The following is a 19,751-nucleotide window of genomic DNA, read 5'->3' on the forward strand; positions in this document are numbered from 1 at the left end:
AATCTCTTCGGGCTTCGGTCGCTTGTTTGCCATTCGTGGTCCTCCGTTTCCTAAACATAGCGGTGGACCAGTTCAGTTGGGGAGGCTCAGTATCAGACAGGAACCTTTGGCGTTCGAGGGGGCTCAGCACCGCCCGCCACTTCTCGGCACGATCAATACATTCCCAGCCAGCCTAGCTGTTGCGCTGGGTCCGAAGCTTGGCGAAGTAATCGAGGCGCTTTTTCAGCTCACGCTCGAACCCACGCTCGACCGGTTGATACAGAACCGGGCGTTTCATCGTTTCAGGGAAATAGTTCTGACCGGAAAACCCGTCTTCGGCGTCATGGTCATACGCATAGCCGGCACCATATCCCTGATCCTTCATCATTGATGTAGGGGCATTCAGGATATGTTTGGGCGGTGGCTCGCTGCCCGATTGCTTGGCCAGCCGCATCGCTGCCTTATAGCCGACATAAGCACCGTTGGATTTCGGGGCCAGGGCCAGATAGACCAGCGCCTGCGCCAGCGCCAGCTCACCTTCGGGAGAGCCGAGCCGCTCATACGTTTCCCAGGATTGCAGGCAAATGGCCTGTGCCTGCGGATCGGCCAGGCCGATATCCTCGACCGCCATCCGTGTGATCCGACGCGCCAGATAGCGCGGGTCTTCGCCCCCTGTCAGCATTCGCGCGAACCAGTACAGCGCCGCGTCCGGGTCGGACCCGCGTACCGATTTGTGCAGGGCTGAAATCAAGTTGTAATGTTCATCGCCCGACTTGTCATATTTCGCCGCCCGCCGCATCAGCCGCGTCGACAGCGCGTCCGTGTCCAGTGGCGCATCCACCTTCCAGGCCGAGACCTGTTCGATCAGGTTCAGCAACGCCCGCCCGTCACCATCGGCCATTTCCTGCAACGCATCGCGGGCTGCGGGTGTCAACGGCAGCGCGCGGTCCAGCTCTTTTTCGGCGCGCTGGGTCAGGCGTTCAAGATCGGAAAGGCCAAGCCGTTCCAGCACCAGAACCTGCGACCGGCTGAGAACCGCGGCGTTCAGCTCAAAGGACGGGTTCTCGGTCGTTGCCCCGACCAGAAGGATCGTGCCGTCCTCCATATGCGGCAGAAACCCGTCCTGTTGCGCCTTGTTGAAGCGGTGTATCTCGTCCACGAACAGCAAGGTCCCCTGCCCGTTCTGGCGCCTGATCTTGGCCGCTTCGAATACCTTCTTCAAATCCGGAACACCGGTGAAAATCGCACTGATCTGAACGAATTGCAGATCGGTTTCCTGCGCCAGCAACCGCGCGATCGTCGTCTTGCCGACACCGGGCGGCCCCCAGAAGATCAGGCTGGACAGACTGCCAGACGCCAGCATGACCCCCAGCGGTGCATCCGGGCCAAGAACCTGTTCCTGACCGATGACCTCGGCCAGTGACTGCGGGCGCAACCGGTCCGCCAGGGGACGGTGTGGCGCAGAGGTGGGTTCCGTTGGCCCGGTATCGAACAGATCGCTCACGGGTTACAGCCGGAACCGCAATGAGACTGACCGGCCACCGCGCAGAAGACCCATCTGCACACGACGACCCGGATCTGTCAGCGCATTCTCCACATCCCCAGGACGTTCGATGTCATTGGAATTGATGCTTTCAAGAATATCCCCCGATCGCAAACCCGCGCGGCCACCATAGGGGCCGGGATCAACAACAACGACACCTGTCTGGGACAGTGGCAAGCCCATATCGGAGATCACCGCAGGATTGACGCGGGACACCACCAGCCCCGGCAGGACAGTGTCTTCATCCAATGTCGTCTTTTCAGCGGCGGGGGTTTCCGGCGCTTTGATCAGTGCCACCTCAACCTCTTCGCTCTGGGTGCCGCGCAGCCGTGTCAGAACCGATGTTCCCCCCACCCCCGCTACGGACATGCGAAACTTCATCTCGGCTGGCGAGTTCACTTCGTCCCAGTCCACATGGGTCACGACGTCCCCCACCTTAAGCCCCGCCTCGCGCAGCGGGCTAAGGTCATGCAGGTCCGAGATGACAACACCCAGCGGGATGGCAAGACCAAGGGATTCAGCAATATCCGCGCTCATATGCTGACCGGTCATGCCTGCCCAGGGGCTGATAAAACTCTCATTGCCCTGCTGGGCCTGTTTCAGAAACTCGGCCACAAGATTTGCGGGGATGGCAAAACCGATGCCATTCGACCCGCCCGAGCGTGTCAGAATTGACGTGTTGATCCCGATCAGGTCCCCGTTCACATCAATCAGCGCACCACCGGAGTTGCCCGGGTTGATCGCTGCATCTGTCTGAATGAAATACCCGCGTGCATTGCCTGTCGCCGTACCTGTGCGCGCCAAGCCCGAAATGATACCAGAGGACACCGTCTGCCCCACCCCGAACGGGTTGCCGATGGCAAGGGTCAGTTCGCCAACCTCGACCTGATCGGAATCGCGCAGGGTCAGGTAGGGCAGGTCTTGCGCCTGTCCCAGACGCAGGATCGCTATATCGCTTTCTTCGTGCCCCAGTACGACTGTGGCAGAAAACTCGCGCCGGTCGGTTGTCACGACCCTGATTTCGGTCGCCGAGCCCACAACATGGTAGTTGGACACAACGTAGCCATCTTCAGACAGGATGACCCCGGAGCCCAACGAGTTCTGAACCCGCTGCTGCGGCGCTCCCAGGCTGCCGCCAAAGAAATCCCGAAAGAACGGGTCCGAGTAAAACGGGCTGGCCCGCCCCTGCCGCACGATCTTGGCGTAGATATTCACCACCGCAGGCGAGGCCTTTTTGACCACCGGAGCAAAGCCCAGAGAGATTTCGGACTGCGATTGCGGGACGCGGGTTTCGGCAAATGCTGGCAGGGCCATGACAAGCATAAGAGAGATAAAGGATGCGCGGATCATGGGGGCTCCGGATTTGATTATCTTTGGGATATGCGGGGCAAAGGCAATAAATGCAAGCCGCGCGCTCAGCTTCGGCGGCGCAGGAACTTGAGCCCGGACCAATCGGCGTCAATCGCGCAAACCTTCACGTCGACCCAGCCCAGCGGCAGGATTTCACTGCGCAGCATATCCTCGGTCACACCTGCGTGCAGGGGCGAAGATTTCTTGGCCCAGGAGACCCACAGCATTCCTCCGCTCCGTATGTGGGCGATTTGCTCAGCGGCCAATTCGGCGATCTGGTCCGGATGGTTCAGGAACATGTGAACCGCATCCGCAGGATCGGCTGCAGGGTCGAACAGAACACCGTCGGCACCTGCAGTCAGGTTGGGATAATGGGCAGGAGCGTTGAGCGTACGGACCGCATATCCGGGTTTGAAACCCAGTTTCGACCAGAGCGGTTTGCCTGAGTATCCTGCTGCGGGTTCACTTGCCATAACAGCCTGAACTTATGGCGCAAATCGAATGAAGGCAATTGGTTAGCTGAGGCACAAAAAAGCCCGCCCGATTGCTCGGGCAGGCGCATTAGGTCGATGACCTTAGTGCTTATTCTTCGGCTGCGGCTTCTTCAGCAGCAGTACGGGCTTTGTCCGCGGCGCCTTTGGCATCAACATCGCGATCGACGAATTCGATGATCGCCATCGGAGCCATGTCACCATAGCGGAAGCCTGCTTTCAGGATACGGACATAACCGCCCTGACGCTCGGCATAGCGGGGGCCCAGAACTTCGAACAGCTTGGTGACATCTTTGTCTTCTTTCAGCTGTGCTGCGGCCTGACGGCGGGCGTGCAGGTCGCCGCGCTTGCCCAGGGTGACCAGCTTTTCGATGATCGGGCGCAGTTCTTTTGCCTTGGGCAGAGTTGTCTTGATCTGCTCATGTTCGATGAGCGAGCCAGCCATGTTTGCAAACAGAGCCTTGCGGTGCTCATGAGTACGGTTCAGGCGGCGGTAACCACGTGCGTGACGCATTTTTCAATTCCTTCTTTCGCGTTTTGCTTTGTCCGGCTTCCGATGCGTGTCAGAAGCTCACCTTGGGGCGGGATTGCCCGGATTGTACGTTTTGTACCGACTTTCGGACCCGATTGGTCCAAAATGTACAAAACCTGCGACGGCAGGTTGGCCCCGCCGCCGCAGTCGAAGATGCTTAGAACGCGTCTTCGAATTTCTTTGCCAGATCTTCGATGTTGTCGGGCGGCCAGTCCTCGACATCCATGCCGAGGTGCAGACCCATGCCGGACAGCACTTCCTTGATCTCGTTCAGCGACTTGCGGCCGAAGTTCGGGGTGCGCAGCATCTCGGCTTCGGTCTTCTGGATCAGGTCGCCGATATAGACGATGTTGTCGTTCTTCAGGCAGTTTGCCGAACGGACCGACAGTTCCAGCTCGTCCACTTTCTTAAGCAGCAGCGGGTTGAACTCCAGACCATCATCTTCGTCCTGGCGACCAGCCGATTCCGGCTCGTCGAAGTTGACGAAGATCGACAGCTGATCCTGCAGGATGCGCGCGGCGTAGGCCAGTGCGTCATCGGGGGTGATCGAACCGTCGGTGTCGATCTTCAGGGTCAGCTTGTCATAGTCCAGAACCTGGCCTTCGCGGGTCGGCTGCACGTCATAGGCGACTTTCTTGACCGGCGAATAGATCGCGTCGATCGGGATCAGGCCGATGGGCGCATCTTCCGGCTTGTTCTTTTCAGCCGAAACGTAACCCTTACCGGTGTTGACGGTCAGCTCCATGAACAGGTCGGCGCCGTCATCCAGGTGACAGATGACGTGATCGCGGTTCAGAACCTCGATACCTGCGCTTTCGCTGATGTCACCTGCGGTAACGATTGCCGGACCTTTGGCATTGATCGACAGGCGCTTGGGGCCTTCGACTTCCATGCGCAGGGCAACCTGCTTGAGGTTCAGGATGATGTCGGTGACGTCTTCACGCACGCCCGCAACCGAGGAGAACTCGTGAAGGACGTTGTCGATCTGGACGCTGGTGATGGCCGCGCCTTGCAGCGAGCTCATCAGGACGCGACGCAGGGCGTTGCCCAGGGTCAGACCAAAACCACGCTCCAGCGGTTCGGCAACCAGGGTCGCCTGACGCGCAGGGTCGTTGCCCGGCTTGGCTTCCAGCTGGGTCGGCTTGATCAATTCTGCCCAATTCTTGTGGATCATGTAATCCCTCCATTCCTGCCCGCGCCCCATGACCAACAAGGTGCAGACGCCCGAGGTTCAAAATGACGTGCTGGGGCCGTGTAAAAACACAGCCCCAGCTTAATTTCAGATCGCTTAGACGCGACGACGCTTCGGCGGACGGCAGCCGTTGTGAGCAATCGGTGTCACGTCGCGGATCGACGTGATGTTGAAGCCCACGGCAGCCAGCGCGCGCAGAGCCGATTCACGGCCCGAACCGGGGCCCTGAACTTCGACTTCCAGCGTCTTGACGCCATGTTCCTGCGCTTTCTTGCCTGCGTCTTCCGCAGCCATCTGCGCGGCATACGGAGTAGATTTCCGCGATCCCTTGAAGCCCATGGTACCGGCAGACGACCACGAGATGGCGTTGCCCTGTACGTCCGAGATCAGGATCTTGGTGTTGTTGAAGGTCGAGTTCACATGGGCAACGCCCGATGCGATGTTCTTGCGCTCTTTGCGCTTGATGCGAGTCTTATCGCGTGCCATCGGTCAGACCCTCCCTTATTTCTTCTTACCGGCAATGGCCTTTGCGGGGCCTTTGCGAGTACGAGCGTTGGTGTGGGTACGCTGACCGCGAACCGGCAGGTTGCGGCGGTGACGCAGACCGCGATAGCAGCCCAGGTCCATCAGACGCTTGACGTTCATCTGAACTTCGCGACGCAGGTCACCTTCGACGGTGTAGTTGGCGTCGATATGTTCACGGATGGCCAGAACTTCGGCATCCGACAGTTCATTGACGCGGCGGTGCGCTTCAATGCCCACGGCTTCGCAGATTGCGTTGGCCGAGGTGTTGCCGATACCGGTGATATATGTGAGGGCGATTGGAACCCGCTTTGCAGTCGGGATGTTTACGCCGGCAATACGTGCCACGTGTCACTTTCCTTTTTGTTGCGGTTCCGTAACTCCGGAACCTTTTTTCACAACACTTTACCGTGGCAGTGACGCCAGAGGGTCCAGTATTATTCGAGGTGGTCGGGGCAATTGGGACGAATCCCGCATGCGGTCTTGATTCCCTTTAGGGATGGGGGTGCGTAGAGAGTTTTTCAAAGGTCGTCAAGGCAATTAGATGATCTGACCGGGAACGATTTTCAATACATCAACTCGAAGCCCCGGATCATGGCAGATGTGCAGGCCACGGCGTCGAAACAGGTTAGAAATTTCGAAACGCTCCCGTTCAAGTTTTCTCCTCTTTAGATCAAGCGGAACCGCAAACAAAAAAGGAGCCCCAAACTGAAAAAAATAGAAGAGTGAATTAGCCGCATTTGGCCATATCGCAGGCAACACCCAAAGCGAAACGACTAATGATACAGGAGCCCCAACCAGGAGCACTAACAACATGCACTTATAAAACAGCGGGCTCTCAGCTCGAATTATTTCGCCGTAACGCTCAAACGCACCGACCAATTCCTCTGGAACCACAACTGTGGTGCCTTGGCTCAACCCAGTATCGCCTCGATCGACGCCGTCACTTCCTTGATATCCGCCAGCCCGTTCACGGGGCGCAGATCGCCCTTGGCGTAGTAATAGCCAATCAGCGGAGACGTCTTCTTGTAGTATTCCATCAGGCGCGTGCGCAGGCTGTCTTCGTTGTCATCGGCGCGGCGCTGGAAGTCATTTTCCTTGCCGCAATTGGTGCATTTGCCATCCGCCGGGATCGGCTTGGTGTTGTCGTTATAGACCTCGCCACATCCGCCGCAGGTTGACCGCGCCGTGATCCGGCCCACCAGCGCGTCGTCATCAACGCGCATCTCGATCACGGTGTGCAGCGACTGGCCCAGCTTGGCCAGCAAAGCGGCCAGAGCATCGGCCTGCGCCAGCGTGCGGGGAAAGCCGTCAAAGATGAAACCGGCGCCTGTTTCGGTGGTCAGTTTCTCTTCGATCAGGCCGATCACGATTTCATCGGTGACCAGCTTGCCCGCGTCCATGATCGCCGCAACCTTCCGGCCCATCTCGGTGCCCGAGGTCTTGGCTTCGCGCAGCATGTCGCCCGTGCTGAGCTGCACCATGCCGCGTGTTTCAACCAGATGACGCGCCTGCGTTCCTTTCCCTGCCCCCGGGGGGCCCAACAGAATGATATTCATCGACGAGAGGGTCCCTTCCTGCCGCGTTTCTTGCTTTTGCCGCGCAGTTGAGACTTTTCGATAAGCCCTTCGTATTGGTGCGCCAGAAGATGGCTCTGAACCTGCTGGATCGTATCCATGGTTACGGAGACGATAATCAGAACCGAGGTGCCGCCGAAATAGAACGGGATGGCAAATTGGCCCCGCAGGATTTCAGGCAGCAGACAGACGGCAGCCAGATAGGCCGACCCCAGCACCAGCACGCGGTTGACCACGTATTCCAGATACTCGGCGGTTTTCTTGCCGGGGCGGATACCGGGCACGAACCCGTTCTGCTTTTTCAGGTTGTCCGCCACATCGTCCGGTTTGAACGACACGTTGAACGTGTAGAAATACGCAAAGAACACGATCATCGACGCGAAGAACAGCAGATACAGCGGCTGTCCGGGGCCGAAATTGGCCAGCAGCCACGACATGACCGGCCCGTTTGCAGCGCCCGACGAGAAGGTCGAGATCGTCACCGGCAGCAGCAGCAGCGAGCTGGCAAAGATCGCCGGGATCACGCCCGCGGGGTTGACCTTGACCGGCAGGTGGCTGGAGCCACCTTCGTAGATTTTCATCCCGGCCTGACGGCGCGGGTACTGGATATGGATCTTTCGCAGCGCCCGTTCCATGAAGACCACGAACATGATGACGGCAATCACCATCACGATCACGCCAACAATCACGGCGGGGCTGATTGCGCCCGAACGGCCCGACGCGAAGAACTGCGCCAGGGCGGCGGGGACCTCGGCGATGATGCCGACGAAAATGATCAGAGAAATACCGTTGCCGATGCCGCGCGCGGTGATCTGCTCACCCAGCCACATCAGGAACATGGTGCCGCCGACCAGCGTGATCATGGTCGACATGCGGAAGAACAGGCCCGGATCGGTCGCCAGATCGCCCGATTCCAGCGACACAGCCAGACCGTAGGCCTGCACGGTGGCCAGTGCCACGGTGCCGAAACGGGTGTATTGGTTGATCTTCTTGCGGCCCTGCTCGCCCTCTTTCTTGAGCTGTTCGAGCGCGGGAACCATCGATGTCAGCAGCTGCACGATGATCGAGGCCGAGATATAGGGCATGATGCCAAGGGCAAAGATGCCCATTCGGCCAAGCGCCCCGCCCGTAAACATCGAAACCATGCCGCCGATGCCCTGCCCCGCCTGTTCCATGAACTCGCGCAATGCTGCTCCGTCGATCCCCGGCACCGGAATGAAGGTGCCCAGACGATAGACGATCAGCAAACCCAGCGTGAACAGGATGCGGTTGCGCAGATCGGTGGCCTTGCCAAGGGCAGCCCAGCTTGTGTTGGCTGCCATTTGTTCTGCTGCTGATACCATAAAGTCGGTCTCTCTTATGCAAACGCCGCCCGGAACCGTTTTCCGGCTCGGACGGCGTCTTGGAAAACTCTGAAGTCTATGTAAGCGGGTCTTTGCCCGCTCACAAGCGCTTACTCTGCCGCAGCGGCTTTTGTGACTTTCAGTGAACCGCCCGCTTTTTCAACTGCCTCGACGGCAGCTTTCGACGCACCGGTCACTTCCAGATTCACCTTGGCGCTGATCTCGCCTTTGGCCAGAACGCGGATACCGTCCAGCTTGCGGCGGACCAGACCGGACGCAACCAGAGCGTCTTCGGTGATCGCAGCCTTGGCGTCCAGCTTGCCGGTTTCGACGAATTTCTGGATCAGGCCCAGGTTGATGACGGCGAATGCCTTGCGGTTGGGCTTGTTGAAGCCACGTTTGGGCAGACGCTGGTACAAAGGCATCTGACCGCCTTCATAGCCATTGATGGCCACACCCGAGCGGGATTTCTGGCCTTTGATACCACGGCCACCCATTTTACCTTTGCCGGAACCCGGACCACGGCCAACGCGGGTGCGTTTTGGGGCGGCGCCAGGATTGTCGCGCAATTCGTTCAGTTTCATTTCGCTTCTCCTAAGCCGGATATGACCCCCGAAGCGTGATGGGCCAAACACGGCATTTCTTGGTTTTGATTCTCGCGGCCAAAAAGCCACCGCAGGCGTATAGGCCCGATGATCCCCCTTGGCAAGCCTGTAGATCGCCAGCCGCTCGGCCTGACCGGCCAAAGCCCCGGGACCAGCCCCGCAAGGTGAACCCAAAAGGACACCTTCACCGGGGTCTGACCGAAAATTGAGCACGAAATATGGCGATTTTGGCAAATATCGCTTGCCATGACCGGGCGGTAGTCTATCCGGATTGCCACAAACAAGAACTTGGCAGGCGCATGACTGAAACCACTCTTTCGACCCGGACACAGCCTGGGACTATCGCTGCACGTGACTGGGTCACAACGCTTGCCAAATATCGCGAACCCGATCAGCTGCGCAGCGCGTTTGAACTGGGCGTCAGTATCATCCCCTTCTTCGCGCTTTGGGCCTTGTCCTGGATGTCGCTGTCGGTCAGCTATTGGCTGGCTTTTGCGATTTCCGTTCTCAACGCGGCCTTTCTGTTGCGCCTGTTTGCCATCCAGCATGATTGCGGGCACGGCGCGTTCTTCAAGAACCGCACGGTCAGCGACTGGGTTGGACGCACGATCGGAGTTCTGACGCTGACACCGTATGATGTCTGGCGCCGCACGCATTCCACACATCACAACAGTTCCGGCAATCTGGGCAAGCGCGGGATGGGCGATATCCACACCCTGACCGTGGCCGAATATCAGGCAAAAACCCCGATGAACCGGTTCTGGTATCGCGTGTATCGAAACCCGATCACCCTGTTCGTCTTTGGCCCCGGTTATCTGTTCCTGTTTCAGAACCGCCTTCCACTGGGCCTGACCGACAGCGTCCGGTTCTGGGTCAGCGCGATGGCCACCAATCTTGCCATTCTGGTTGCGCTTGTGGCCATTTACTATTTTGGCGGGCTGATGCCGATGGTTCTGATCTTCCTGCCCTCGACCCTGATTGCCGCCACCGCCGGGGTATGGCTTTTCTATGTGCAACACCAGTTCGAGGACACGCATTGGGACGCCGATGAAGACTGGCAGTTGCACGAAGCGGCGCTGCACGGAAGCTCTCATTATATATTGCCGTCCGTGTTGCAGTGGTTCACCGCCAATATCGGCATCCACCACGTGCATCATTTGTACAGCCGCATTCCGTTCTATCGCCTGACCGAAGTGCTGCGCGACCATGATGAGCTGGCCAACAGCAACCGGATGACCATCCGCGAAAGCCTCGCCAACGCGCGCCTGCACCTGTGGGATGAGCAAAGCCGCCGACTGCTGTCCTTCGCCGAGGCCCGCGCGCTTTACGGGTGAGGGGACACGCTGTCCCTGATCTGACCCGCCCGAGCAACACGATGAGCCGCGACAGCGACTGCCCGTGGGATGGCGCCGTGACGGTTGATCAGTGCGCTTTATGGCGCCAAATACATCTGAACTCACCCCAAGGCGCAAACGTCCCCAAAGCGCCAGCCCGCCGGGACGGGCAGTCGCTGGCGCGGCGGCCTTCGGCCTTGTCCCGCGCTTGGGGCAACGTACTACTTGTTCATTTTGCTGTCTGACTTTTCACTTCATTCGCGCTGAAAACAAATTGCAGTGGGTGAAATTTGTTTGAACTGAAAGACTTTTGCCCTTTTGATAACTATTGAGAAGGCCTTTGTTACAGTAAATTCAAAGTTGTTAATCGATTATGCCCTATATAAAAAACCTATCTGAGTACATCGAACAGATCTCCGAGCGAAACTCTGAATGGAACAGCGGTGAGCTACTGTACAGAGGTCATGAAGACAGGGCCTATAAAGCTGAACCGTCAGTTTTGCGATCTGAAGATTGGAAACAGCGCGAACACGAGATGATCCGTGAATTGTTGGCCGAGCATCCAGAAGATTTCTCTCGTGATCTAAGTACCTTTGAGTGGCTGGCTCGAGCGCAACATTACGGCCTCCCCACACGATTGCTAGACGTTACCAAAAATCCTTTGGTCGCTTTGTATTTTGCGTGTCGTAGCGTTTCCAGCTCTTCTTCCGAGACCCTTCCCAGGCGTCCAGCGGGCGAAGTTATAGTCTTCAACCCCATTTCGCTAAGAAAGCGCTTCTTTGATAGCGAGAGCGTGGCCGTCCTTTGCAACTTAGCATATTTGCCGTTCGAAAAGAAAAACTCATTAAGAAAACACTTGTTGCGGTGCCGTGAGGATGCGCTGCGAGAAACAACGGACGGGTCGGAAGAAGATTTCAACAAAGCCTATGTCGCTAAATTCAATGCAAATTCAGAAATTAGAGAAATCTTGAGATTGGCTAACCGGGACAACCCAAGTGTAGGTGATACTCTCCATCCCGATGATCTTTCTCAGATAGTAGCGGTTTTGCCAAGAAAGCTAGATGTGCGTATCGCCTCGCAAAGTGGTGCATTCCTAATATTCGGTTTGTTCAACCCAGAAAGAGAGGGTATTTTTGCAGAACGTAAACGTAGTCGTTTGCCAACGCGTCATTTCCTTAAGAATTTTGATACGTATGAAATATACGTCGCACCAAAAAACAAAAATGGTATTTTGAGTGAGCTAGATAGTTTGGGTATTAATGAAGAGGCGCTCTTCCCAAGCTTGGAGATAACAGCCGCAAAGATAAAAAGACGAGGTGCCTGAAACGCACTAACCCCCCTTGCCACCCACCGCCAACACTGCTAAACGCACCCAATCTTGCGGCCTCGGATTCGTTCCGGGGCCTTAGATATTTTGCAACCGGGGACCTTCGGGGCCCTATACCTTTGGCACCTACGGGGGCCTATCACATAGCGGGGGACCTCCCCTGCACTTGCTAAACGGAAGACAGAAAGCATGGCACTCAAGTCGTACAAGCCGACGACGCCGGGCCAGCGCGGGCTGGTGCTGATCGACCGTTCGGAGCTTTGGAAAGGACGTCCGGTCAAGTCTCTCACAGAGGGTTTGACCAAATCGGGCGGCCGGAACAACACCGGACGGATCACTTCACGCCGCCGCGGCGGTGGCGCAAAGCGTCTCTACCGGATCGTTGACTTCAAACGGAACAAATTTGATGTCGCGGCAACCGTCGAGCGGATCGAATATGACCCGAACCGGACCGCGTTCATCGCACTGGTAAAATACGAAGACGGCGAGCAGGCGTATATCCTGGCTCCGCAGCGTCTGGCTGTTGGTGACAAGGTCATCGCGTCGGCAAAGGCCGATATCAAGCCGGGCAACGCAATGCCGTTCTCTGGCATGCCCATCGGTACCATCGTCCACAACATCGAGATGAAGCCTGGCAAAGGCGGTCAGATCGCACGTGCGGCCGGTACTTACGCGCAATTCGTGGGCCGCGATGGCGGTTACGCTCAGATCCGTCTGAGCTCGGGCGAGCTGCGCATGGTCCGTCAGGAATGCATGGCCACCATCGGTGCCGTGTCCAACCCCGACAACAGCAACCAGAACCTCGGTAAAGCCGGTCGTATGCGCCACAAGGGCGTGCGTCCGTCGGTTCGTGGTGTTGCTATGAACCCGATCGATCACCCGCATGGTGGTGGTGAGGGTCGTACCTCGGGTGGCCGTACGCCGGTTACGCCGTGGGGTAAGGACACCAAGGGTAAGCGTACCCGCAACAAGAACAAAGCGTCCCAGAAGCTGATCATCCGCTCGCGGCACGCCAAGAAGAAGGGACGTTAATCCATGTCTCGCTCTGTTTGGAAGGGTCCTTTCGTCGATGCTTACGTGCTGAAAAAAGCCGAAGCAGCGCGCGAGTCGGGCCGCAACGAAGTCATCAAGATCTGGTCGCGTCGTTCCACCATCCTGCCCCAGTTCGTGGGTCTGACCTTTGGTGTGTACAACGGCCAGAAGCATATCCCGGTAAACGTCTCGGAAGACATGATCGGTCAGAAGTTCGGTGAATATTCGCCGACACGGACCTATTATGGCCACGCCGCAGACAAAAAAGCGAAGCGGAAGTAAGTCATGGGCAAGGAAAAGAACCCCCGCCGCGTGGCTGAAAACGAAGCAATGGCGAAAACGCGCATGCTTCGCACCAGCCCGCAGAAACTGAACCTGGTAGCAGCTATGATCCGCGGCAAGAAAGTCGAGAAGGCCCTGACCGACCTGACTTTCTCGAACAAGCGCGTCGCGCAGGACGTCAAGAAGTGCCTGCAGTCCGCAATCGCGAATGCCGAAAACAACCACAACCTGGACGTTGACGAGCTGATCGTCGCCGAAGCCTGGGTTGGCAAGAACCTGGTCATGAAGCGCGGTCGCCCGCGTGCCCGTGGCCGTTTCGGCAAGATCATGAAGCCGTTCTCGGAGATCACCATCAAGGTGCGTCAAGTTGAGGAGCAAGCCTAATGGGACATAAAGTCAATCCGATCGGCATGCGCCTTCAGGTCAACCGCACCTGGGACAGCCGCTGGTACGCAGATACCAAGGACTACGGTGATCTTCTTCTGGAAGACCTCAAGATCCGTGAGTTCATTCAGAAAGAGTGCAAGCAGGCCGGTGTTGCCCGTGTGATCATCGAACGTCCGCACAAGAAGTGCCGCGTTACGATCCACACCGCACGTCCGGGTGTCATCATCGGCAAGAAAGGTGCAGACATCGAAGTTCTGCGCAAGAAGCTGGCCGCGATGACCGACAGCGAACTGCACCTGAACATCGTCGAAGTGCGCAAGCCCGAGCTTGACGGTCAGCTGGTTGCCGAGTCGATCGCTCAGCAGCTGGAACGCCGTGTTTCGTTCCGCCGCGCGATGAAGCGTGCCGTACAGAACGCCATGCGCATGGGCGCCCTGGGTATCCGGGTGAACGTCGCTGGCCGTCTGGGTGGTGCCGAAATCGCACGGACCGAATGGTACCGCGAAGGCCGTGTGCCGCTGCATACGCTGCGCGCCGACATCGATTACGCACATGCCGAAGCGATGACCCCCTACGGGATCATCGGGATCAAGGTCTGGATCTTCAAAGGGGAGATCATGGAGCACGATCCGCAGGCACGTGACCGTAAAGCACAGGAACTCCAGGACGGCCCTGCACCTCGTGGTGCTGGTGGCGGTCGTCGCTAAGGAGGGAAAGATATGCTTCAACCAAAGCGTACAAAATTCCGCAAGTTGCACAAAGGCCGGATCAAGGGCGAAGCCAAGGGCGGCTCTGATCTGAACTTTGGCACCTACGGCCTGAAAGCGATCGAGCCTGAGCGTGTAACCGCACGCCAGATCGAAGCTGCACGTCGTGCCATGACGCGTCACATGAAGCGTCAGGGCCGTGTCTGGATCCGCATCTTCCCCGACACTCCGGTCACTGCAAAGCCGATCGAAGTTCGTATGGGTAAAGGTAAGGGTTCGGTCGACCGCTGGGTTTGCAAGGTCAAGCCCGGTCGCGTGATGTTCGAGATCGACGGCGTCAATGACGACATCGCCCGCGAGGCCCTGCGCCTGGCTGCGATGAAGCTGCCGATCAAGACCCGCGTCGTGGTTCGCGAAGACTGGTAAGCGATCCGGGGGCACCCCCGCTCGTGGCAAGATTGACCCCCGTCGGAACACCGGCGGGGGTTTTTCTATAGGGGGCTCTGCCCCCGTCGCGCGTGCCGCGCGCCTCCCCCGGGATATTTTGGGCCAGATGAAGCAGGGGATCCGTTCTTCATCTGGCTGCAAATATCCCGGAGCGCGAGGCAGAGCCTCGCAAAACAGCCATCGCCTTCACCGCGCGGCTGGTTTAAGACAGCGCCATGCCACAGATTGAATCACTCTTCGTCACCCGCCTATATCGTGCCTCTTTGTCCGAGTTTGGTCCCCCGATCGATGCGGAGGAGTTGGAAAGCTCGTGCCTTGTCGTCGCCGAGGATGACGAGGCCGGTCAGGACTGGTGCGAAGAAAACGGCTATCCCGGTTACACCAGCTATGCCTCGCTGACCGACCTGCCCTGGCGGTTTCCGATATTCGCCGATCTGGTCAAGGCGCTGGACAGCCATGTGGCGGCTTTTGCCAAGGATCTGGAGTTTGATCTGGGTGAGGGTGAGCTGAAGCTGGAAGACCTGTGGATCAACATCCTGCCCGAGGGTGGCATGCATTCCAGCCATCTGCACCCGCACAGTGTGATTTCCGGCACCACCTATGTGGCGATGCCTGAAGGCGCGAGTGCGCTGAAACTGGAAGACCCGCGCTCAGGCCGTATGATGGCCGCGCCGACGCGGCTGAAAGGCGGGCGACGCGATTTGCAGCCCTTCATCTATATGAAGCCGCAGGTGGGCGATGTGCTGCTATGGGAAAGCTGGCTGCGCCACGAGGTGCCGATGAACATGGCCGAGGAAGAGCGGATTTCGGTGAGTTTCAACTATAAGTGGGACTGACCGTTTCTGGCAGGGCTGACTTCTGCACCTGTTTGATTGATCGGGATCAAGCACACTTAAGCCTGCTCGTTGTAGACTCCGCTCCAATGCGTCGGTCTGCCTGATGAGTCGGACCGGAGTGCCGCGTATCTGGTTTGATCGGACGCACCGTGCTGAGATTTGTCACATTGATCATAGGGCTACTGGTCTCAAGCGCGACTGGCGTAGTGGGACAGGAGGTCGACCCGCACCGCATCTACGAAAACAGCTGTTCCGGATGCCACGCCCCCCATTCCGGTGATTTCGTTTGGGATGAGCTTAATGTGTCAGATGGCGTGCTGGTCGGAGCCCGGTCCGGACGGGCGGTCGAAATTTACCTGCGCTCCGGTCATGGCGGGGTGACTCCGGACAAGGCCGAGGTTCTGCTTGCTCATTTCCGAATTATCCGGGACTCGGGCGGGATCTTCATCGAGAAATGCCGTATTTGCCATGTGACCGCCGTGGAGCTCGTGCGAAACAATCTGATCCTTGAGGAAGGGAAGCTGACGGGGCGATATACCGGGCGTGACATCGGAGCGTTCCTGGACGGTCATGGCCGTCTTTCACCGGAAGAGGTTTCCGAGATGCTGTCCGTATTGACCAGAGTGGCAAATAGCCAGGGTCTGACACGGTGACACACGCGAGTTTTTGATTTTGGGAATTTCCCTGTTCCCGCATGGCAAACTTTCCCTTGCCACCCCACCCCTAACCCCCTATAGAGCGGCATCTTGCGGTCTCCCGGCGTTGTCGGGCGATTCGTATGTCTATCATTCATCCACCAGGTCAAAGGTGACCCGTGTACGGGGCCTTCTGGTGTTTTGAGCAAAGGAAAAAGGCGATGAACGCCCAAGAACTGCGTGACAAGACCCCTGATCAGCTCCGCGAGGAACTGGTCAACCTGAAGAAAGAAAGCTTTAACCTGCGCTTTCAACAGGCAACCGGTCAGCTGGAAAACACTGCTGGCATCAAAGCGGCCCGCCGCAACGCTGCCCGCGTCAAAACCATCCTGAACGAAAAGGCCGCTGCCGCGGCATCCGAGGAGTAATCAGATGCCCAAGCGTATCCTGCAAGGCACCGTGACCAGCGACGCCAACGAACAGACCATCACCGTGCTGGTCGAGCGCCGTTTCAAGCACCCGCTGCTGCACAAAACCGTTCGTAAGTCCAAGAAATACCGGGCTCATGACGAAAAGAACGCCTTCAAGGTCGGCGACTCTGTACGCATCATCGAATGCGCGCCGAAATCGAAGACGAAACGTTGGGAAGTTCTGGAAGCGTAAGCTTCCGGGATTTTTCATTTGTCGAAACCCTGGGGGATTTAATCAGACCAGCCCCCACAGGTCGGGAGAAACCACATGATCCAGATGCAGACCAATCTGGATGTCGCTGACAACTCTGGCGCACGCCGAGTTCAGTGCATCAAGGTCCTGGGTGGTTCCAAGCGTAAATACGCCTCCGTTGGCGACATCATTGTCGTCTCGGTGAAGGAAGCCATCCCGCGCGGCCGCGTAAAGAAAGGTGACGTCCGCAAGGCCGTCGTCGTACGCACCGCCAAGGAAGTCCGTCGCGAAGACGGCACCGCGATCCGTTTCGATCGCAACGCCGCCGTCATCCTGAACAACAACAACGAGCCCGTAGGTACCCGTATCTTTGGCCCCGTTGTTCGTGAACTGCGCGCGAAGAACTTCATGAAAATCATCTCGCTGGCTCCGGAGGTGCTGTAATCATGGCTGCTAAACTCCGCAAAGGCGACAAGGTCGTCGTGCTGGCCGGCAAGGACAAGGGCAAAGAGGGAACTATCACCTCGGTTGACCCCAAAGCCGGTAAAGCTGTTGTCGATGGCATCAACATCGCCATCCGCCACACCCGCCAGTCGCAAACCTCGCAAGGTGGTCGCCTGCCTCAGGCAAACCCGATCGAGCTGTCGAACCTGGCACTGCTGGACAAGAACGGCAAAGCAACCCGCGTTGGCTTCCGCATGGAAGGTGACAAGAAGGTGCGTTTCGCCAAGACCACAGGGGACGTGATCGATGCTTGATAACGCAACCTACACCCCGCGCCTGAAAGCGCAATACGCCGAGACCATCCGTGCCGCTCTGAAAGAAGAGTTCGGCTACAAGAACGACATGCAGCTGCCCAAGCTGGAAAAAATCGTTCTGAACATCGGTTGTGGTGCTGAGGCTGTCAAAGACTCGAAGAAAGCGAAAGCTGCTGTCGAGGATCTGACTGCGATTGCCGGTCAACAGGCCGTTGCAACCAAGGCGAAGAAATCGATCGCGGGTTTCCGCGTCCGGGAAGACATGCCGCTGGGTGCGAAAGTGACCCTGCGCGGTGACCGGATGTACGAATTCCTGGATCGTCTGATCACGATCGCAATGCCGCGCATTCGTGACTTCCGCGGTGTTAAGCCCTCTTTCGATGGTCGTGGCAACTTTGCCATGGGCATGAAAGAGCACATCGTGTTCCCGGAAATCGACTTCGACAAGGTCGACGAGGTCTGGGGCCTGGATATCGTAATTGCCACCACAGCGAAAACCGACGCTGAAGCAAAGGCACTGTTGAAAGCATTCAACATGCCGTTCAACGCGTAAGCGCCGGGAGGATTGAGACATGGCTAAAAAAGCAATGATCGAACGCGAGAAGAAGCGCGAACGCCTGGTGGCCAAATATGCCGCAAAGCGTGCCGAGCTGAAAGAAATCGCGAATGACGAGAGCAAGCCGATGGAAGAGCGTTTCAAAGCGCGTCTGAAACTGGCGAAACTGCCGCGCAACAGCTCGGCTACCCGTCTGCACAACCGTTGTCAGCTGACCGGTCGTCCCCACGCTTACTACCGTAAGCTGAAGGTCAGCCGTATCATGCTGCGCGAGCTGGGTTCTGCTGGTCAGATCCCCGGCATGGTGAAATCGAGCTGGTAAGGGAGACATAGATATGAATGATCCTATCGGCGATATGCTCACCCGTATCCGCAACGCGCAAATGCGCGGCAAGTCCACCGTTTCCACTCCGGCGTCGAAGCTGCGTGTTTGGGTTCTGGACGTGCTGGCGGACGAAGGCTACATCCGTGGCTATGAAAAGACGACCGGTGAAAACGGTCATCCGGCCATCGAAATCAGCCTGAAATACTACGAAGGCACCCCTGTCATTCGCGAACTGAAGCGGGTTTCGAAACCCGGTCGCCGCGTATACATGGGCGTCAATGACATCCCGCAGGTCCGTCAGGGTCTGGGCGTGTCGATTGTCAGCACTCCGAAAGGTGTGATGTCGGACGCAAACGCTCGCTCCAACAATGTTGGCGGCGAAGTGCTCTGCACCGTCTTCTAAGGAGGTCTGCAATGTCTCGTATTGGTAAAAAACCGGTCGAGCTGCCCAGCGGCGTAACCGCCTCTGTGTCGGGTCAGACCATCGAAGTCAAAGGTCCGAAAGGCACCCGCAGCTTCACCGCCACCGACGACGTAACGCTGTCGGTTGAAGACAACGTGGTCAAGATCGACCCTCGTGGCATGTCCAAGCGTGCCCGCCAGCAGTGGGGCATGAGCCGCACCATGGTTGCCAACCTGGTAACCGGTGTGACCACAGGCTTCAAAAAAGAGCTGGAGATCCAGGGTGTTGGTTACCGGGCGCAGATGCAGGGCAACACCCTGAAGCTGAACCTGGGCTATAGCCACGATGTTGATTTCACAGCCCCGGAAGGTGTCACCATCACCGCACCGAAGCAGACCGAGATCGTTGTGGAAGGTATCGACCAGCAGCTGGTGGGCGAAACCGCGGCCAAAATCCGCGAGTGGCGCCGCCCCGAGCCGTACAAAGGCAAGGGCATCCGCTATAAGGGCGAGTTCATCTTCCGCAAGGAAGGCAAGAAGAAGTAAGGACGCAGACAATGGCAAACAGCAAAAGAACCCTGTTTCTGAAGCGCCGCCTGCGCGTTCGGAACAAACTTCGCAAGGTCAACGCGGGTCGTCCGCGCCTGTCCGTACACCGTTCGAACAAGAACATCTCTGTTCAGCTGATCGACGACGTACGTGGCGTGACCCTGGCCTCGGCCTCGACCCTGGAAAAAGACCTGGGTGTTGTTGGCAAGAACAACGTCGAAGCGGCCACCAAAGTGGGCGCGGCCATCGCCGAGCGTGCCAAGAAGGCGGGCGTCGAAGAGGCCTATTTCGATCGTGGCGGCTTCCTGTTCCACGGCAAAGTGAAGGCTGTCGCCGACGCTGCGCGTGAAGGTGGCCTGAAGATCTGATGGTGTGCC

Annotated in this window: 29 protein-coding genes; 18 read left to right on the top strand and 11 right to left on the bottom strand. The window is 57.8% G+C overall.

Going from position 1 to position 19,751, the window contains the following annotated elements:
* Positions 1 to 172: 172 nt before the first annotated feature.
* The 11 genes from ACR0BZ_RS18975 to rplO all read right to left on the bottom strand — a co-directional run bounded on the left by ACR0BZ_RS18975 (position 173) and on the right by rplO (position 9,113).
* Positions 173 to 1,483, bottom strand: a complete 1,311-nt coding sequence (locus ACR0BZ_RS18975; protein WP_480921006.1) for a replication-associated recombination protein A — start codon at positions 1,481 to 1,483, stop codon at positions 173 to 175.
* A gap of 3 nt (positions 1,484 to 1,486) precedes the next feature.
* Positions 1,487 to 2,872: a trypsin-like peptidase domain-containing protein gene (locus tag ACR0BZ_RS18980; protein ID WP_480921007.1), complete on the bottom strand. Its 1,386-nt coding sequence runs from the start codon at positions 2,870 to 2,872 to the stop codon at positions 1,487 to 1,489.
* A 65-nt stretch (positions 2,873 to 2,937) separates the two neighbouring features.
* Complete coding sequence (locus tag ACR0BZ_RS18985; protein ID WP_480487313.1) at positions 2,938 to 3,345, bottom strand: hypothetical protein; 408 nt, start codon at positions 3,343 to 3,345, stop codon at positions 2,938 to 2,940.
* A 109-nt stretch (positions 3,346 to 3,454) separates the two neighbouring features.
* Positions 3,455 to 3,877, bottom strand: coding sequence for a 50S ribosomal protein L17 (gene rplQ / locus ACR0BZ_RS18990; protein WP_480774302.1), 423 nt, complete (start codon positions 3,875 to 3,877; stop codon positions 3,455 to 3,457).
* A 175-nt stretch (positions 3,878 to 4,052) separates the two neighbouring features.
* A complete protein-coding gene (locus ACR0BZ_RS18995) occupies positions 4,053 to 5,069 on the bottom strand; it encodes a DNA-directed RNA polymerase subunit alpha (RefSeq protein ID WP_480921008.1) in 1,017 nt (338 codons plus the stop codon).
* A 114-nt stretch (positions 5,070 to 5,183) separates the two neighbouring features.
* On the bottom strand, positions 5,184 to 5,573 hold the full coding sequence (gene rpsK, locus ACR0BZ_RS19000; RefSeq protein ID WP_170462414.1) for a 30S ribosomal protein S11: 390 nt from the start codon (positions 5,571 to 5,573) through the stop codon (positions 5,184 to 5,186).
* A gap of 15 nt (positions 5,574 to 5,588) precedes the next feature.
* Positions 5,589 to 5,957 (bottom strand): 30S ribosomal protein S13, encoded by a 369-nt coding sequence (gene rpsM / locus ACR0BZ_RS19005; protein ID WP_209505862.1) that lies wholly within the window; start codon positions 5,955 to 5,957, stop codon positions 5,589 to 5,591.
* A gap of 192 nt (positions 5,958 to 6,149) precedes the next feature.
* Positions 6,150 to 6,527 carry a hypothetical protein gene (locus ACR0BZ_RS19010; RefSeq protein WP_480921009.1) on the bottom strand — a complete coding sequence of 126 codons (378 nt, stop codon included), beginning with the start codon at positions 6,525 to 6,527 and terminating at the stop codon, positions 6,150 to 6,152.
* Positions 6,524 to 7,168 (bottom strand): adenylate kinase, encoded by a 645-nt coding sequence (locus tag ACR0BZ_RS19015; RefSeq protein ID WP_267363761.1) that lies wholly within the window; start codon positions 7,166 to 7,168, stop codon positions 6,524 to 6,526. The genes ACR0BZ_RS19010 and ACR0BZ_RS19015 overlap by 4 nt, the downstream gene beginning before the upstream one ends.
* Positions 7,165 to 8,529: a preprotein translocase subunit SecY gene (gene secY / locus ACR0BZ_RS19020; protein WP_209505860.1), complete on the bottom strand. Its 1,365-nt coding sequence runs from the start codon at positions 8,527 to 8,529 to the stop codon at positions 7,165 to 7,167. The genes ACR0BZ_RS19015 and secY overlap by 4 nt, the downstream gene beginning before the upstream one ends.
* 110 nt (positions 8,530 to 8,639) lie before the next feature.
* Positions 8,640 to 9,113 carry a 50S ribosomal protein L15 gene (gene rplO / locus ACR0BZ_RS19025; RefSeq protein ID WP_480921010.1) on the bottom strand — a complete coding sequence of 158 codons (474 nt, stop codon included), beginning with the start codon at positions 9,111 to 9,113 and terminating at the stop codon, positions 8,640 to 8,642.
* A gap of 320 nt (positions 9,114 to 9,433) precedes the next feature.
* Here rplO and ACR0BZ_RS19030 point away from each other — a divergent pair, with 320 nt between their 5' ends.
* From ACR0BZ_RS19030 to rplR, 18 genes are all read left to right on the top strand, one after another.
* Positions 9,434 to 10,468, top strand: coding sequence for a fatty acid desaturase (locus ACR0BZ_RS19030; RefSeq protein WP_480921011.1), 1,035 nt, complete (start codon positions 9,434 to 9,436; stop codon positions 10,466 to 10,468).
* 373 nt (positions 10,469 to 10,841) lie between these two features.
* Positions 10,842 to 11,792: an FRG domain-containing protein gene (locus ACR0BZ_RS19035; RefSeq protein WP_480921012.1), complete on the top strand. Its 951-nt coding sequence runs from the start codon at positions 10,842 to 10,844 to the stop codon at positions 11,790 to 11,792.
* A 192-nt stretch (positions 11,793 to 11,984) separates the two neighbouring features.
* Positions 11,985 to 12,827, top strand: a complete 843-nt coding sequence (gene rplB / locus ACR0BZ_RS19040) for a 50S ribosomal protein L2 (RefSeq protein ID WP_170531634.1) — start codon at positions 11,985 to 11,987, stop codon at positions 12,825 to 12,827.
* Positions 12,828 to 12,830: 3 nt separating this feature from the next.
* On the top strand, positions 12,831 to 13,109 hold the full coding sequence (rpsS, locus tag ACR0BZ_RS19045; protein ID WP_005980699.1) for a 30S ribosomal protein S19: 279 nt from the start codon (positions 12,831 to 12,833) through the stop codon (positions 13,107 to 13,109).
* Positions 13,110 to 13,112: 3 nt separating this feature from the next.
* Complete coding sequence (rplV, locus tag ACR0BZ_RS19050; RefSeq protein ID WP_209505855.1) at positions 13,113 to 13,493, top strand: 50S ribosomal protein L22; 381 nt, start codon at positions 13,113 to 13,115, stop codon at positions 13,491 to 13,493.
* Complete coding sequence (rpsC, locus tag ACR0BZ_RS19055) at positions 13,493 to 14,203, top strand: 30S ribosomal protein S3 (RefSeq protein WP_209505853.1); 711 nt, start codon at positions 13,493 to 13,495, stop codon at positions 14,201 to 14,203. The genes rplV and rpsC overlap by 1 nt, the downstream gene beginning before the upstream one ends.
* Before the next feature lie 12 nt (positions 14,204 to 14,215).
* Positions 14,216 to 14,629: a 50S ribosomal protein L16 gene (gene rplP / locus ACR0BZ_RS19060; RefSeq protein ID WP_267364819.1), complete on the top strand. Its 414-nt coding sequence runs from the start codon at positions 14,216 to 14,218 to the stop codon at positions 14,627 to 14,629.
* Positions 14,630 to 14,865: 236 nt separating this feature from the next.
* Positions 14,866 to 15,486 (top strand): 2OG-Fe(II) oxygenase family protein, encoded by a 621-nt coding sequence (locus tag ACR0BZ_RS19065; RefSeq protein ID WP_480921013.1) that lies wholly within the window; start codon positions 14,866 to 14,868, stop codon positions 15,484 to 15,486.
* 149 nt (positions 15,487 to 15,635) lie between these two features.
* On the top strand, positions 15,636 to 16,139 hold the full coding sequence (locus ACR0BZ_RS19070) for a hypothetical protein (RefSeq protein WP_480538830.1): 504 nt from the start codon (positions 15,636 to 15,638) through the stop codon (positions 16,137 to 16,139).
* 203 nt (positions 16,140 to 16,342) lie between these two features.
* Complete coding sequence (gene rpmC, locus ACR0BZ_RS19075) at positions 16,343 to 16,549, top strand: 50S ribosomal protein L29 (protein ID WP_209505847.1); 207 nt, start codon at positions 16,343 to 16,345, stop codon at positions 16,547 to 16,549.
* A 4-nt stretch (positions 16,550 to 16,553) separates the two neighbouring features.
* Complete coding sequence (rpsQ, locus tag ACR0BZ_RS19080; RefSeq protein ID WP_209505845.1) at positions 16,554 to 16,784, top strand: 30S ribosomal protein S17; 231 nt, start codon at positions 16,554 to 16,556, stop codon at positions 16,782 to 16,784.
* A 75-nt stretch (positions 16,785 to 16,859) separates the two neighbouring features.
* Complete coding sequence (rplN, locus tag ACR0BZ_RS19085) at positions 16,860 to 17,228, top strand: 50S ribosomal protein L14 (protein WP_005621870.1); 369 nt, start codon at positions 16,860 to 16,862, stop codon at positions 17,226 to 17,228.
* 2 nt (positions 17,229 to 17,230) lie between these two features.
* Positions 17,231 to 17,542, top strand: coding sequence for a 50S ribosomal protein L24 (rplX, locus tag ACR0BZ_RS19090; protein WP_010437096.1), 312 nt, complete (start codon positions 17,231 to 17,233; stop codon positions 17,540 to 17,542).
* Entirely contained in the window at positions 17,535 to 18,095 is a 561-nt protein-coding gene (rplE, locus tag ACR0BZ_RS19095) for a 50S ribosomal protein L5 (protein ID WP_209505843.1), read from the top strand. The genes rplX and rplE overlap by 8 nt, the downstream gene beginning before the upstream one ends.
* A gap of 19 nt (positions 18,096 to 18,114) precedes the next feature.
* The gene (gene rpsN, locus ACR0BZ_RS19100) at positions 18,115 to 18,420 is read left to right on the top strand and encodes a 30S ribosomal protein S14 (protein ID WP_142639784.1); all 306 of its coding nucleotides are present in this window, start codon (positions 18,115 to 18,117) and stop codon (positions 18,418 to 18,420) included.
* A 13-nt stretch (positions 18,421 to 18,433) separates the two neighbouring features.
* Positions 18,434 to 18,826: a 30S ribosomal protein S8 gene (rpsH, locus tag ACR0BZ_RS19105; RefSeq protein WP_209505841.1), complete on the top strand. Its 393-nt coding sequence runs from the start codon at positions 18,434 to 18,436 to the stop codon at positions 18,824 to 18,826.
* An 11-nt stretch (positions 18,827 to 18,837) separates the two neighbouring features.
* Positions 18,838 to 19,371 (top strand): 50S ribosomal protein L6, encoded by a 534-nt coding sequence (gene rplF, locus ACR0BZ_RS19110; RefSeq protein ID WP_170467582.1) that lies wholly within the window; start codon positions 18,838 to 18,840, stop codon positions 19,369 to 19,371.
* An 11-nt stretch (positions 19,372 to 19,382) separates the two neighbouring features.
* Positions 19,383 to 19,742, top strand: coding sequence for a 50S ribosomal protein L18 (gene rplR / locus ACR0BZ_RS19115; protein WP_010437103.1), 360 nt, complete (start codon positions 19,383 to 19,385; stop codon positions 19,740 to 19,742).
* Positions 19,743 to 19,751 lie beyond the last annotated feature (9 nt).

Source organism: Ruegeria sp. P8 (genome assembly GCF_056534665.1).